Genomic DNA, 13,658 nt, shown 5'->3' with positions numbered 1-13,658 from the left:
CCGGCGGCAGGTCAGTTCTGCATGATCGCCTTGACGTCGTGGAGGTAAGTGCGTCCGATACGGTGGACGCCGCCTTCGCCCAGATCGACGCTCCAGGCGCCGTCGCCATGATGTTTGAGCCCGACGATACCCTCGCGGCGGATCATCTTAGACCGGTGGATACGCATGAACTGGTCGGGGTCCATGCGCGCTTCGAGCGACTTGATCGTCTGATGGATCAGCCAGCTGCGCGCGCCGACGTGGAGCCGCATATAGTCGCGTTCGGCCTCGATCAAATCGACCTGGCCGGCGTCGATGCGCAGCATCTCGCCGCGGTTCTGGACCCAGAATTCGCCGATCCACTTGCTCTTGGGTGAGCGGGTGCGGTCGGTCGTGCGCCATTCGCGTACACGGCCCAACGCGCGGCCGAGCCGGTCGGGGGATACCGGCTTGAGCAGATAGTCGACCGCCGCGACGTCGAAGGCGGCGACGGCATATTGGTCGAAGGCGGTCACGAAGATCACCGCCGGCGGATTGTCGAGCTGGTCGATCGCGGCGGCGACGTCCAGACCGTTCAGGCCCGGCATCGCGATGTCGCAGAGTACGAGGTCGGGCGCGAGCGCATCGACCAGCCGTAGCGCCGAGGCGCCATCGGTCGCGGTGCCGACCAGCGACACGCCCTCCTGTTGCCCGGCAAGGATCTGGAGCCGTTCGATCGCGAGCGGTTCGTCGTCGACGATCAGGGTTCTCAACGTCTGGATCATTTCTTCAGCACCCCTGCCTGGCGAACGGCAGCCACAGCGAGACGACGAAGCCGCCATCGTCCGACTTGCCCCATTCGCAGCCCGCGGTCGGGCCATAGCGCGTCATCAATCGCTCGCGCACATTGCCGAGACCCAGGCCGGTGCCGGGTTCGGGAACCGGCGCCGCTGAATCGACATCGTTTTCGATACGCAGCACCAGCAGGCCATATTCGGCGCTGGCGGTCAGGCGGATCGCGATCGTGCCCTTGCTGGGCGCGACGCCATATTTTATCGCATTCTCGATGATCGGTTGCAGGATCAGCACCGGAACGCACGCATGCTCCAGTTCCTTCGGCATTGTCACCTCGACGTGCAGCCGGTCGGGAAAGCGCGTCTGTTCGATATCGAGATACAGCCGCTGGAGCGCGATTTCCTCGTCGAGGCTGACGAGCTGCTCGGGGTCGATCGCGAGGCTCGAGCGCAGGAAGGAGGCGAGGTTCATGATCATCGTCTCGGCCTCGGCCTTCGAGCCGCGCAGGACGAGGGTCGACAGCGAGTTGAGCGTGTTGAACAGGAAGTGTGGATTGACCTGATAATGGAGCGCACGAAGCTGCGCGGTCTGGGCCTCGATCCGATAGCTGTCGGCGCGGCGTTCGACCGCGTGCATCTCGTTCGCATAGCCGAAGGCGACATAGAGCGCCGCCCACACCGCGAAGAAGAAATACCAGCGGATCGAGCTGTCGAGGATCAGCACCGTTTCCCATGCGACCGGATATTTTTCCTGTACCTCGGCGATGATCGTCTTGGTGTCGGGGCCGGGAAACCAATAGTAAAAGACCAGCAGGTTGATCGTCGCGTAGAGAACCACCAGCGGAATCGCCGTCCCCAGAGCGGCGGCCAGCCTGGCACCGAAACTCTTTGGCTGCACGCGCTGGAGCAATTGATAGAGGACGAAGGTGCACAGAATGCCCGCGACGACGACGATCGCGCGCCGGCCGACGAACTCCCATTGGTCGGGGGCGCCGGTGAGCAGCGCGAGCCCGGTGGTGATGAGGAAATAGAGCATCCACATCGCGAGGATCGAACCGATCGCGACGCGCGGATTGACGCGGGCGTCGGAGGCGCGCCAGTCGGGCGCGGCGGCGAGGAATCTGGCGCGGCGATCGCTCTGGGCCAGTTTGCGGTCGGACATGTTCATTGGCGCCCTCCTATCGCAGCCCACGCAATAGCGCGAGTCGTCACCTGACCGCCAGTCGAAGGCGGGGGGAGGTTGGTCGAAAGCGCGGCCCGGCTCAATCGGCCGCCGCTGGCGCTCTCATCGCGCCGCGCCAGCCGCCGCGCCGGTACACCGCCCATGCCATCGCGAGCGAGGCAATCGAGGACAGCGGGAAGCTCCACCACAAGATGTCGCTGCCGATCAGCGGGTAGCCGAAATAATAGATGCCGAGGCGAATCGGGAACATCGACAGGAACAGGATGATCAGCGGCGGCACCACCGAACCGTTGGCGCGCAGCGTGCTGATGAGGACGATCGTCGTGCCGAAGGGCAGGAAGGTCCAGGTCGCGATATACTGGATGTTGCGCGCGACATCGATCGCGTCGCTGCCGCTGCCGAGGAACAGCGCGAGCGCGGCGCGGTCGAAGAGCAGCAGCAGGACAATCAACACCCCGGTCATCGCGAGATTGATCGCGATCCCGCTGTTGGTGACCGACGACACGCGATCCCAGCGCCCGGCGCCGATATTCTGCGCCGCCATCGAGCTGACCGCGGCGCCGACCGCGAGCGCGGGCATCTGGATATAGTTCCACAGCTGCAGCGTCGCGCCATAGGCGGCGGCGGTGACGAGCCCCTCGCGGTTGACCAGCCCGACCATGACGAGGCCGGCCCCCGAAATGACGAGCATCTGGGCGCCCATCGGCAGGCCGCGGCCGATTATGAAGCGCAGCTCGCTCCATTTGGGGAGCAGGTAGGACAGTTCGTGCCCGCGCAGGCGCAGGACATGGTTCTTCGCATAGAACCAGCCGATCATGCCGATCAGCGCGATCGTGCCGGCAACGGCGGTCGCCAGCGCGCTGCCAGCGATGCCGAGGCGCGGGAAAGGGCCGAGGCCGAGGATGAGGATCGGGTTGAAGGCGATGTCGAGCACCACGGCGAGGATCATGAAGCGCAGCGGCGTCACCGCATCGCCGGCGCCGCGCGAGGCCATCATCAGCGTCACCGACAGCATTGAGGCGGGCACGGCGAGGAAGGTCACGCGCAGATAGTCGTGCGCGAGCGCAAAAGCCTCGGGCGGGGTTTTCAGCCAATGCAGTATCTGATCGGACGCGAACCAGCCGACGATCGCGATGACCACCGAGAAGATCAGCGCGAGGCCGATGACGCCGCCGGTCGCCCGGCGCGCAGCGTCGACGTCGCCGCGGCCCATCGACTGGCCGATGAGCACGGTCGCCGCCATGCCGAAGCCGAAGAAGGCGCCGAACATCAGGAACATGATGATGTTGGCGTTGGCGGTCGCCGCGAGTGCGCTTTCGCCGAGGAACTGGCCGACCCAGATGGCGTTGACCGAACCCGACAGCGTTTGGAGAATATTCGACGCCAGCGTCGGCAGCGCGAAGAGGATCAGCGTTTTGGCGATCGGCCCCGTCGTCAGGTCCATCCGCCCGCCGCCGCGTGCGGTCTGGCGCGGCGGAACGGGATTGGCCGCCGGGTCGGCGGCGGCCGCAACCGGCGTCGGCGTGACGGGTGCCTCGCCGTCGCTCACCCCAGGCGGGCCAGCGCGGCGGTCAGGCGATCGGCCTCGGCGTCCTTCGCGGCATGATCGGCGCGCGCTTTTTCGACCGCTTCGGGCTTGGCACGCTCGACGAAGGACGGATTGTTCAGGCGGCCGGCGAGGCCGTCGCGTTCCTTCGCCGCGGCGGCGAACGCCTTGGTCAGGCGGTCGCGTTCGGCGGCGATGTCGATCACGCCTTCAAGTGGGACGGTGATGGTCTCGCCTTCGACGACGAGCTGCGCCGACGCACCGGCGGGCGCGGGGTCGAAGCTGACGGCTTCGAGCCGCGCGAGGCGGTCGAGCTGCGCCGCGAGCTTGTCGGTGCGGGTCCTGAGCGACGGCGGGAAGTGTGCGGTGAGGCGGGCGCCCGGCGGGAGGCCGAGTTCGGCCTTGGCGGTGCGCAGTTCGCCGACGAGCTTGATCAGCCAGTCGATGTCGGCGCTCGCCCCGGCATCGCGTGCGACGTCGGGTGCAGGCCATTTGGCGGTGATCAGCGGATAGTCGGCGCGGTCGCCGAGCCCGGTCCACAGCTCTTCGGTGATGAAGGGCATGAAGGGGTGGAGCATCACGAGGATCTGGTCGAGCACCCAGCCGGCGACGGCCTTGGTCTCGTCGTCGATCGCGCCCCTCTCGACTTCGCTCGAGACAGGCTTGATCAGCTCGAGATACCAGTCGCAGAAACGGTCCCACGCGAAGCTGTAGATCGTGTTCGCGGCTTCGTCGAAGCGGTAGTCGGCGAGCGATTTGTCCATCGCCGCGACGGTTGCGGCGACCTCGCCGATGATCCAGCGGTTGACCGGCAGCGTTGCGGCGGGGGCTTCGAAGCTCGTCGAGGCCGAAATGCCATTGGCTTCGCAGAAGCGCGCGGCGTTCCACAGCTTGGTCGCGAAATTGCGATATCCGGCAAGGCGCGCGTCATCCATCTTGATGTCGCGGCCCTGGCTTTCCATCGCCGCCATGAAAAAGCGCAGCGCGTCGGCGCCATATTGGTCGATCAGCCCCAGCGGGTCGACGACATTACCCTTCGACTTCGACATCTTCGCGCCGTCGGGCGCGCGGACGAGGCCGTGGAGATAGAGCGTCTTCCACGGCACGTCGCCCATGAACTCCATCCCCTGCATCGCCATGCGCGCATCCCAGAAGAAGAGGATGTCGAAGCCCGAGATGAGGACGTCGTTGGGGTAGTGGCGTTTGAGCAGGTCGGTATTCTCGGGCCAGCCGAGCGTCGCGAACGGCCAGAGCGCGGAAGAGAACCAGGTGTCGAGGACGTCGGCATCGCGCCAAATTGGCACCGACTTCCTGAGATCAAATTCGCTGTTGAGCAACATGGTCATCGCAGCAAGTCGATCTTCGCAAACGACGATCTCACGGTCGCCCAGCTTGCCACTGTAATAGCTTTTCGCCGCTTCAACGGCGCCGTCTTCAGTTTCGTTCACAAAAACATGGTCCGACAGCAACGTCGAGTTAGCCGTCGCGAAGTCTTCGCTCACATCAAATGAAAGATCAGGCCAGTTGGGTGATAACTTTTCGTCGTCGGCGTAAGCTTCCGGCCCATACCATGCCGGAATCCGGTGACCCCACCACAGTTGGCGCGACACGCACCAGGGCTGGATATTCTCCATCCAGTTGAAGAAGGTCTTTTCCCATGTCTTGGGGACGATGTTGATGCGCCCGTCGCGCACCGCCGCCATCGGCGGCTGTGCGAGGGTTTCGGCGTCGACATACCATTGGTCGGTCAGCCAGGGCTCGATCACCACGCCGCCGCGGTCGCCGAACGGCGTCTGGATCGTGCGCGGCTCGGCGTCATGCTCGCCGCCGTCCTTGTCGACGTGCGCGATGAGGAAGCCCGCGTCCTTCATCCGTGCGACGACCAGTTCGCGCGCGCCATCGACACCATCACGCTTGAAGCGGTGGAGGCCGATATATTCGGCGGGGATCAGCCCGTCGGCGGTCTGGATGACGTTCGCGTCGCCGTCGAGCATGTTGAGCATCTCGCCGGGCTTGAAACCCGCGCGCTTGCCGACGTCGAAGTCGTTGAAATCATGCCCCGGCGTGATCTTCACCGCGCCCGAGCCGAGTTCGGGGTCGGCATGTTCGTCGGCGACGATCTTGAACCGGCGCCCGGTGATCGGCTGGAGAATGTCCTTGTCGATCACGCTCTGGTAGCGCGCATCGTCGGGGTGCACCGCGACCGCCATGTCGGCGAGCATCGTTTCGGGGCGCGTCGTCGCGACCTCGATATAGTCGCGCCCGTCATCGAGGGTGACGCCATCGGCGAGCGGATATTTGAAGTGCCAGAAGCCGCCCTGAATTTCGTGCGTTTCGACCTCGAGGTCCGAAATCGCGGTCTTGAGCTTCGGGTCCCAGTTCACCAGCCGCTTGTCGCGGTAGATCAGCCCCTTTTTGTGGAGGTCGACGAACACCTTGACCACCGCGGCGGTGAAATGCGGGTCCATGGTGAACTGCTCGCGGCTCCAGTCCATCGAACAGCCGAGGCGGCGGAGTTGGCCGGTGATCTGGCCGCCGCTTTCCGCTTTCCACTGCCAGACCTTGTCGATGAAATCCTCGCGGCTGTAGTTGGTGCGCTTGTCCTGCCGCGCTTCGAGCTGGCGTTCGACGACCATCTGGGTCGCGATGCCGGCATGGTCCATGCCAACGACCCACAGCGCGTCCTTGCCGCGCAGACGTTCGTAGCGGACGAGCACGTCCTGCAGCGTGTTGTCGAGCGCATGGCCGATGTGCAGCGCGCCGGTGACGTTCGGCGGCGGATTGACGATCGTATAGGGCGTCGCGTCGGGGCGCGCGGGGCGAAACAGCCCGCGGCTTTCCCACTCATGGGCCCATTTCGCCTCAATTGCGGCGGGATCGAATGTTTTTTCCATCGGCATAATGCGCCGCGCTTTGCCAGCCATGGTGCGGCGCGGCAAGGGGGAACCATCCCATTCTCGTCATGGCGGACGCGAAGATCGTCGCCCCCGCGAAGGCGGGGGCCGTTGTCGGCCTTATCCCCCCTCGCTGCGTAGAACTCCAGCGGCCCCCGCCTTCGCGGGGGCGACGTAGAATGCCTATTTCTTCAGATAGCTGCCGAGCCAGTCGAACACCGTGCCATACCATTGCACGCTGTTCTGACCCTTCAGCACCCAATGATTCTCGTCGGGGAAGACGAGCAGTTGCGACGGAATGCCGCGGCGCTGGAGCGCGGTGAAGCTGGCGATGCCCTGCGTATAGGGGATGCGGAAATCCTTTTCGCTGGTGATCACCAGCATCGGGGTCTTCCACTTCGCGACATGGTTCACCGGGTTCCATTTTTCATATTCTTCGGGAACGTCGTAATAGGTGCCGCCATGCTCCCACTCGTCGAACCATAGTTCCTCGGTTTCATAGGCCATGGCGCGGGCGTCGAAGACGCCGTCGTGCTGGACGAGGCATTTGAAGCCGTCGGGCCATTGGCCCGCGATCCAGTTGGTCATGTAACCGCCATAGGAGCCGCCGAGCGCACAGGCGTTGGTTACGTCGAGCGAGGTATCCTGCCTACCGGCGGCGGCGAGGCCGAGCTTGAGGTCTTCAAGCGGCTTGCCGCCCCAATCCTTGTTGATGCTGTCGGTGAAGGCCTGACCGTAGCCGGTCGAGCCGTGGAAATCGATCGTCACCGCGGCATAGCCGGGTGCCGAGAAGAGCCGCGGGTTCCAGCGCGTCGACCAGCCGTTGCCGAAGCTCGACTGCGGACCGCCGTGGATCAGGAAGGCGACTGGCAGCTTGCCGGTCGCGCCAGCGGGCTTGACGATCTGGCCCCAGACGGTGTCGCCATTGGCGCCCGCGAACTGCAGCCGCTTGACGTCGACCGGGTCGATCTCGGCCATTTGCGCCTTGTTGACTTCGGTCAGCCGGGTAACCTTGCCCTTGGCGTCGCGGACGAACAGGTCGGTCGGGTCGGCGATGCTGTTGCGGCTGTAGAGCAGGGCGCCGCCCGGCAGCGGGGTGACGTCGCCGATATTGCCTTCCCACTGGTCGGTGGTGGCCTTGAGCTTTTCTACCTTGCCGCTCTTCACGTCGACCTTGAACACCGGATGGTCGAGCACATCCTGCGCGGTGACATAGAGCGACTTGCCGTCTGGCGCCCAGGCGATCGAGGCGACCGAGCGATCCCAGGCGTCGGTCAGCTTGCGCGTCTCGCCGGTCGACAGGTCGCGCAGCATCAGCACCTGGCGGTCGGCCTCATAGGTCGGGCGCGCCATTGCCGCGTAGGCCAGAAACTTGCCGTCGGGCGAGGGGGTGGGCAGGGTATCGGTCGCCGCATTCGCCTCGGTCAGATTCTGCGGCATCATCCGGCTGTCGACCAGCCAGCTGTAGATATCGAGGTTGGTCGACATCGGCTCATTCCGGTCGGCCTTGCGCAGCGTGAAATAGACGGTGCGGCTGTCGGTGCCCCAGGCGAGTTCCTCGCCGCCGCCGAAGGGTTTGGACGGGCTATCGCCGGTCACGCCGGCGTCGACCGCGCGCTCGGTCGTCGCCTTGCCGCCCACAAGGTTGAAGACGAAGGGGCGGCTGTGGGTGCCCGGCGTCTCCCATTCGTCCCAATGGCGGACGAAGCCGACGCCGTCCTTGTACAGGCGGCCGGTGCCGGGGCCGGGCAGCGCGCCCTTGTCCTTGGCGTCGCAGCCGAAGGTCGTGCATTCCTTGGCGATGTCGCCCCAGGCGAGCAGCTTGGTGCCGTCGGGCGAAATCTTGAAGCCCGAAACGTCCGCCTTGGTATCGGTCACCTGCACGGCCGGCGTGTTCATTGACTGGAGGTCGATGCGCCAGATCTGGCTCTTTCCCGAAGCGTTGGAGAGGAAGAACAGCATGCCGTCCTTGTGGAAGGCCGGGTCAGTTTCATTCTTGCCCGCGGTATCGGCGATCCGGACCGGCGCGGCATCCTTGGCGTTGCGATCGACGACCCACAGTCCGGTCGAGCGCTTATACGTCTCGGGCGCGGTCTCGGTCATCTGATAGACTACCCATCGTCCGTCGGGCGAGGCGGTCGGCGCGGCGACGCGCTTGAGCGTCGCGAGGTCGACTTCGGTCATCGGCCGGGCGAGGGCAGGGGTGGAGAGAGCGGCGGCGAGCGCGATCGCGCTGGGCAGGATGAAGTTACGCATGCAACGGCTTTAGCGATGCGGCGGGCGCGTTCAAGGACGAAGCGGCCGTCGCCGCCGTCCCTTTTTCGAGGCGACGGAAAAGCGGGCTTGCCGACGACAAATCAATCCTCTCTGGCTTTGTCGGCGCCCTGGCGCCATCGGCCCGCGCTCGAAGGAGAATTGCGTGTCGAAGCCCGAGCCGAGTCGTTTGTTCATTCCGCTGCTCGCCGGCGCGAGCCTGCGCGACCGGATGATCGGCAGCATCGGCGCGTTGATGGGCATCGGCCTTGCCGGGCTGATCTGCGCCGCGATGTTTCCGGCGTCGATGCCGTGGATCATCGCGCCGATCGGGGCGTCGGCAGTGCTGTTGTTCGCGGTGCCATCGAGCCCGCTCGCGCAGCCATGGTCGATCGTCGGGGGCAATGCCATCTCCGCGATCGTCGGCATCGTCGTGGCGCAGGCGATATCGACCCCGGCACTCGCCGCCGCGCTGGCTGTGTCGACCGCGATCCTGGTGATGTCGCTGCTGCGCTGCCTCCATCCCCCGGGCGGCGCGGTCGCACTGAGCGCGGTGCTCGGCTGGTCGACCTTTGGCAGCCATGTCGTCGACTTCCTCGTGCCGGTGCTGATCAATTCGCTCGTCCTCGTCGCGATCGGCATGTTTTTCCACCGCTTTTCGGGGCACAGCTATCCGCATCGCGCGCGGCCGGTGGACGGGAAGGCGCTGGTTCCCGCGCCGTTGGGCCTGCAAATGGCGGACATCGACGCCGCGCTCGACGATCTGGGCGAGACCTTCGACATCAGCCGCGAGGATCTGGCGCTGTTGCTCGAGCGGGCAGAGGTTCACGCGGCGTCGCGCATGGGCAAGCGCCAAGACGCCTAGGGCGCGCTTTCGGTCTCTTCCTTGCCGGGCTTGTCGCACTGCTTGCGGCTTTTGGCCATTGTCTCGGACTTGCGCCATGCCGAGCGGAACAGACGGTCGCGTTCGGCTTTCGCGCCAAGATCGTAGCGTGCCTGTGCGACCGGGCGGCCCATGGTGTCGCGTAGCGATAACGTGACAGCGGACCCGGTTTCCAGGCGTTCATAGGGATCGCCATCCCAGTCGGTGTCGTCGAGCTGCGCCGAGGCATAGCGAAAGGGGGTTCCGCCGATCTTGTAGGCAACGCCGAACGGTTCGGGCTCGACGCTCCAGCTGTCGCCGCCGTCCAACAGCACCCACATGGTCAGTCGCCGAAGCGCGCCGCCGGGACCGCCGACGCTCGACACGTCGCCGATCGCGCTGGTCAATTCGCCGATCGCCTCGGCGTCCGCATCGTCATATTGGATCACGAGGCCGGGTTGGCCCAAATCCTGATATTGCGGCGTGCTGGCGTCGAGCATCGGCGGCGCCCAGCTGACCGAGCGCGACCATATCTCGCCGTCGCCGTCGACCTGTGCGGTGATATCGACATGCGCGCCGCGGCTGCCCTTGGCGCTGGCCGTGCAGATCCATTCGTCGTCGCCATATTGCGCCGCCGCGGGCGTGGAGGTGGTGAGCAGCGCGGCGACGACCAGCGCGCGGATCATCGGATCAGCACTCCGCCCTTCATCACATGATCGATCTTTTCGAGCGCGCGGATGTCGGTCAGCGGGTCGGCCTTGACCGCGACCATGTCGGCATAGCGCCCCGGCACGAGGACGCCGATGTCGGTGCGGCCCATTTCCTCGGCGGCGCGGCCGGTGGCGGACTGGATCGCCTGCATCGGCGTCATGCCATAGCGCACCATATAGGCGAACTGGCGGGCGTTGAGGCCGTGCGGATAGACGCCGGCGTCGGTCGCGAAGCCGATATTGACCTGCAACTCGACCGCGCGCTTGAACGCCGCACGCTGGGCATCGGTGGTCTCGCGGTTCTTGCGCAGATATTCGGCGGGCCAGCCCTCTTTCGTTCCGATGTCGTCGATATAATCGCCGTTGTAGATGTCCATCGCGAGCCAGGTGCCGTGCTGCTTGGCAAGGCGGAGCGTCGCTTGGTCGGCGAGGCTGGCATGTTCGATGCTGTCAACCCCCGCCTCGATCGCATTGCGGATGCCGATCGCGCCATGGGCGTGCGCGGTGACGCGTTTGCCGCGGGCGTGGGCGACCTTCACGATCGCACGGAGCTGCTCGGGCGTCAGTTCGGGGGCGCCGGGTTCGGTGCCGATCGCGAGCACCGCGCCGGTCGCGATCGTCTTGATGAAATCGGCGCCATGGTCGAGCAGGTAGGTCGTTTTAGCGGCCGCTTCCTCGGGCGTCGCCGCGACGCCGAGGCGCATGTCGGCGGGCAACTGATCGTTCGGGACGACGCCGTTGAGTTCGCCGCCGCCGCCGGGGATGGTGAGATAGGCGCCGGCGGCCCACATGCGCGGACCCGGCACGTCGCCACGCTCGATCGCATTGCGCAGCGTCACGTCGGTGAGGCCGCGATAGGTGCCGACGTCGCGGACGCTGGTGAACCCGGCGTCGAGGGTCACGCGGGCGTTGCGCGCGCCGACGAGCGCGGTTTCGGCGGGCGACGCCTTCATCGGCGCGGCGAGGTCGGCGCTCTGGCCAAGGTCGGCGAGGTGGGTGTGGAGGTCGATCAGGCCCGGCAGCACGGTGTAGGCCGACCAGTCGATCACCCTGGCGCCGTCGGGCGCCTTGCCGCACGGTGCAACCTCCTTGATCCGCTCGCCCTCGACCGTGATGCAGTGGCCGGTGCGCACCTCGTCGGTGACGCCGTCGATCAGCCGCCCCGCCGTGACATACAGCGTTTCCGCTGCGGCCGGGGCCGATGTCGCCAGAAGGGTCGCCGCTGCGGCGGCGATCAGATGGCGGCGCTGAAGGTGTCGCACTGGCGGGGGTCCCCGGTCTGCAGGCCGCGGCGCAGCCAGCTCATGCGCTGTTCGCTCGTGCCGTGGGTGAAGCTTTCGGGGACCGGGCGCTGGCCCGCCGAGCGCATCAGCGTGTCGTCGCCGATCGCATTGGCGGCGGTCATCGCTTCTTCCAGGTCGCCGGGCTCCATCACGGGTTGGCCGGCGCTGTTGCGCGCGCGGTTCGCCCAGACCCCGGCATAACAATCGGCCTGCAATTCCATGCGCACCTGATAGGCATTGCCCTCGGCCTGTGAGGCGCGTTGCTGTGCCTGACGGACCTTGTCCGAAATACCGGTGATCGTCTGGATATGGTGACCGACTTCGTGCGCGACGACATAGGCCTGCGCGGCATCGCCCGCGGCGCCGAAACGCTGCGCCAGTTCGTTGAAGAAGGCGGTGTCGAGATAGACGCCCTGATCGGCGGGGCAATAGAAGGGGCCCATCGCCGCCTGCGCCGCGCCGCAGCCCGACCGGTTCTGGTCGGTGAAGAAATTGAGCGTCGGGCGCTGGTAATTGCTGATAAGATTGCCCCACACCTGATGCGTTGAGCCGAAGACATTGCACGCGAATTTTTCTGCCGCCGTGTCGCAGGCGACATTGGTGCCGCCGCGGCTGTCGGCCTGCGGATCGACGGTACCGCCGCCGCCCGACAACATATTCATGCCGCCACCGAAAAACATGAAGGCGAGCGCGCCGAGCAGGAGGATCGTGCCGCAGCCCATCTTGCGCCCGAGCAGCATCGGGAGCAGTCCGATGAGCAGCCCGCCCATGCCGCCGCCGCCCCCGCCGCCGCCAAATCCGCCGCCACCGCGGCCGAGGTCGCGGATATCGTCGCCGGGATCATAATCGTCGAGGCGCATTTCGGGGGTCTCCAGCGCAAAAGTCAGGTCCTGTCCGTTTGTGGCAGTAGCCCGCCGCAATTGGAAGGGGCTTCGCATCGTCCGCCTTGCAATGCGCCGTGTTGCGGTGCACCAATCAGCGCCCCCGACCGAAGGATGCCCCCGAGTCCATGCCGCGCCGCGCTGCCAAAGCCGCCTTGCCTTTGCCCGACCTCGTCGTGCTGGTGCTGCAGGGTGGCGGCGCGCTCGGCGCCTATCAGGCGGGGGTTTATGAGGCGCTGATCGAGCTTGGGATCGAACTCGACTGGGTGGCGGGGATTTCGATCGGTGCGGTCAACGCAGCGATCGTCGCGGGCAACAAGCGTGACGAGGCGGTGGGCAAGTTGCGGGAATTCTGGGACGGCGTGTCGTCGGCGCTGCCGTCGCTGCCGATCCCCGACAACGACATCGCGCGCGAATGGAATCACCTCGCTGCGGCGGGGCAGGTGATGGCGTTCGGGGTACCGGGATTCTTCACCCCGCGCTGGCCGCCGCCGGCGCTGGCCGAGCGGCAGACGCCCGGCGCCGTGAGCTTCTACGACACGGCGCCGCTGGTCGCGACGCTCGACCGGCTGGTCGACTGGGACCGGCTGAACGACGGCAATGTCCGGCTGTCGGTCGGTGCGGTCGCGGTCGAGACCGGGAATTTCCGATACTTCGATACCAAGAGCGAGCGGATCGACGCGCGGCATATCCTCGCATCGGGCGCGCTGCCGCCGGGGTTGCCGCCGATCGAGATCGACGGGACATGGTATTGGGACGGGGGGCTGGTGTCGAACACCCCGCTCGAACATGTCGTCGAGGCGGCGCATGAGGATATGCTGGTGTTCCAGGTCGACCTGTTCCCGGCGCGCGGCGAGCGGCCGCACGATCTGGAAGAAGCCTGGTCGCGCGAGAAGGATATCCGGTTTTCGAGCCGGACGCGGCGGATTTCGGACGGACTGGTGCGGCGGCGCAAGGAGCATCGGTTGATCGATCGGATGTTGGCGAAGTTGCCGCCGGGCGTGAGCGAGCTGCCGGAGGTTCGGGCGGTGCGCAAGATGGTCGATTGCAAGGCGCTGAATGTCGTGCAGCTGGTGCATAACCCCTTGAAATGGCAAACGGGTGCGCGCGATTTCGAATTCTCGCGCACCGCCGTCGAGGCCAATTGGGCGCAGGGCAGGGAGGCGGTCGAGGCGGCGATGAAGGACGGGCATTTGCTCGCGGAAAGTATCGCCGAGGGGCGGTCGGAGAGCTTCGCGGTGCAATCGGACGGTCTGGTTCCGAAACGGACCGCGGAAAATACAGGGTAAAATCT

10 protein-coding genes are annotated in these 13,658 nt (G+C 66.0%); 2 read left to right on the top strand and 8 right to left on the bottom strand.

The genetic code is table 11. The features are described from left to right. Positions 1-11 precede the first annotated feature (11 nt). The 5 genes from AC3WS4_RS15675 to AC3WS4_RS15655 form a co-directional block, all read right to left on the bottom strand. Positions 12-743 carry a LytR/AlgR family response regulator transcription factor gene (locus AC3WS4_RS15675; RefSeq protein WP_056350771.1) on the bottom strand — a complete coding sequence of 244 codons (732 nt, stop codon included), beginning with the start codon at positions 741-743 and terminating at the stop codon, positions 12-14. Positions 744-747: 4 nt separating this feature from the next. After that, entirely contained in the window at positions 748-1,920 is a 1,173-nt protein-coding gene (locus tag AC3WS4_RS15670) for a sensor histidine kinase (protein ID WP_056350773.1), read from the bottom strand. 94 nt (positions 1,921-2,014) lie between these two features. Next, a complete protein-coding gene (locus AC3WS4_RS15665) occupies positions 2,015-3,379 on the bottom strand; it encodes an MATE family efflux transporter (protein ID WP_492739770.1) in 1,365 nt (454 codons plus the stop codon). Between the two features lie 101 nt (positions 3,380-3,480). Then, positions 3,481-6,381 (bottom strand): valine--tRNA ligase, encoded by a 2,901-nt coding sequence (locus AC3WS4_RS15660; protein WP_492739322.1) that lies wholly within the window; start codon positions 6,379-6,381, stop codon positions 3,481-3,483. Between the two features lie 177 nt (positions 6,382-6,558). Beyond that, on the bottom strand, positions 6,559-8,631 hold the full coding sequence (locus tag AC3WS4_RS15655; RefSeq protein WP_492739324.1) for a S9 family peptidase: 2,073 nt from the start codon (positions 8,629-8,631) through the stop codon (positions 6,559-6,561). 163 nt (positions 8,632-8,794) lie between these two features. On the opposite strand from AC3WS4_RS15655, the gene AC3WS4_RS15650 reads away from it, so the two are divergent. Further along, entirely contained in the window at positions 8,795-9,493 is a 699-nt protein-coding gene (locus AC3WS4_RS15650; protein ID WP_492739326.1) for an HPP family protein, read from the top strand. Here AC3WS4_RS15650 and AC3WS4_RS15645 read toward each other — a convergent pair. Genes AC3WS4_RS15645 through ypfJ form a run of 3 tightly spaced genes read right to left on the bottom strand, consistent with a single transcriptional unit; the run spans position 9,490 to position 12,343 of the window. Further along, a complete protein-coding gene (locus AC3WS4_RS15645; protein WP_492739327.1) occupies positions 9,490-10,176 on the bottom strand; it encodes a hypothetical protein in 687 nt (228 codons plus the stop codon). The two genes, AC3WS4_RS15650 and AC3WS4_RS15645, sit on opposite strands and share 4 nt — an antisense overlap. Next, entirely contained in the window at positions 10,173-11,462 is a 1,290-nt protein-coding gene (locus AC3WS4_RS15640; RefSeq protein WP_492739329.1) for a metal-dependent hydrolase family protein, read from the bottom strand. Before AC3WS4_RS15640 ends, AC3WS4_RS15645 begins: the two co-directional genes overlap by 4 nt. Then, the gene (ypfJ, locus tag AC3WS4_RS15635; protein WP_056350782.1) at positions 11,435-12,343 is read right to left on the bottom strand and encodes a KPN_02809 family neutral zinc metallopeptidase; all 909 of its coding nucleotides are present in this window, start codon (positions 12,341-12,343) and stop codon (positions 11,435-11,437) included. The genes AC3WS4_RS15640 and ypfJ overlap by 28 nt, the downstream gene beginning before the upstream one ends. Before the next feature lie 149 nt (positions 12,344-12,492). Here ypfJ and AC3WS4_RS15630 point away from each other — a divergent pair, with 149 nt between their 5' ends. After that, the gene (locus AC3WS4_RS15630; RefSeq protein WP_492739330.1) at positions 12,493-13,653 is read left to right on the top strand and encodes a patatin-like phospholipase family protein; all 1,161 of its coding nucleotides are present in this window, start codon (positions 12,493-12,495) and stop codon (positions 13,651-13,653) included. Positions 13,654-13,658 lie beyond the last annotated feature (5 nt).

It is taken from the genome of Sphingopyxis sp. EU05-FHT14B03 (assembly GCF_058790875.1).
The sequence above is the reverse complement of the archived record's forward strand: the minus strand, read 5'-3'. Positions and strand labels throughout refer to the sequence as shown.

Coding starts and splice junctions, on each gene's coding strand:
- AC3WS4_RS15675 (WP_056350771.1), bottom strand. CDS start 743: ATGATCCAGACGTTGAGAACCCTGATCGTCGACGACGAACCGCTCGCG.
- AC3WS4_RS15670 (WP_056350773.1), bottom strand. CDS start 1,920: ATGAACATGTCCGACCGCAAACTGGCCCAGAGCGATCGCCGCGCCAGA.
- AC3WS4_RS15665 (WP_492739770.1), bottom strand. CDS start 3,379: ATGGACCTGACGACGGGGCCGATCGCCAAAACGCTGATCCTCTTCGCG.
- AC3WS4_RS15660 (WP_492739322.1), bottom strand. CDS start 6,381: ATGCCGATGGAAAAAACATTCGATCCCGCCGCAATTGAGGCGAAATGG.
- AC3WS4_RS15655 (WP_492739324.1), bottom strand. CDS start 8,631: ATGCGTAACTTCATCCTGCCCAGCGCGATCGCGCTCGCCGCCGCTCTC.
- AC3WS4_RS15645 (WP_492739327.1), bottom strand. CDS start 10,176: ATGATCCGCGCGCTGGTCGTCGCCGCGCTGCTCACCACCTCCACGCCC.
- ypfJ (WP_056350782.1), bottom strand. CDS start 12,343: ATGCGCCTCGACGATTATGATCCCGGCGACGATATCCGCGACCTCGGC.
- AC3WS4_RS15630 (WP_492739330.1), top strand. CDS start 12,493: ATGCCGCGCCGCGCTGCCAAAGCCGCCTTGCCTTTGCCCGACCTCGTC.